General features: G+C 67.0%; 1 protein-coding gene. It reads right to left on the minus strand.

Annotated elements, in window-relative coordinates; translation table 11 throughout:
• Positions 1-646 (minus strand): IS21 family transposase (gene istA / locus GFB48_RS17355; protein WP_163938775.1); only part of this gene is annotated, 646 nt, incomplete at both ends.

Below are 646 nucleotides of genomic sequence, written 5' to 3' on the forward strand. Positions count from 1 at the left end.
GCAGGAACTGCTCGACGTAGCCGTCGAACGGACGCGGGTTCGGCATCAGGCGCGTGCGCTCGTCCTGCAACACGTCCTCGACCGTCAACTCCGGCCACTGCGGATGCCGCATCTGCCAGGCCTGGCGGCACCGCTGCGACACCCAGTCGTTCAGCGTTTCCAGCGACGCCCAGCGCTGCTGGGCCGCTTCATGCCAGATCTGTCGACGCCGATCCTGCACGTTCTTCTCGACGATGCCTTTCTCCCACCCGGCCGCGCGATTGCAGAACTCCGGCTCGAACAGGTAGTGACTGCACATCGCCTCGAAGCGGGCGTTGACCGTGCGCGCCTTGCCACGCCCGACCTTGTCCACGGCCGTCTTCATGTTGTCATAGATGCCCCGGCGCGGTACGCCGCCGAACGCGGCGAACGCCTTCGCGTGCGCGTCGAACAGCATCTCGTGACTCTGGGTCGGGTAGGCTACCAGCCAGAACGCGCGGCTCGCGTTCAGCTTCACATGGGCGACCTCAAGGCGTCGGCGCAGTCCGCCGACGAAGACGTATTCGCAACTCCAGTCGAACTGGAAGGCCTCGCCCAGCTCAAACGCCAGCGGCACGTAGGCCTGTCGGCGCGGAGCCTGCGCCTGCTGCTCGCGCCAGCGTCGCGC

The sequence above is a fragment of the Paraferrimonas sp. SM1919 genome, from assembly GCF_010993985.1.
GTDB lineage: Bacteria > Pseudomonadota > Gammaproteobacteria > Enterobacterales > Shewanellaceae > SM1919.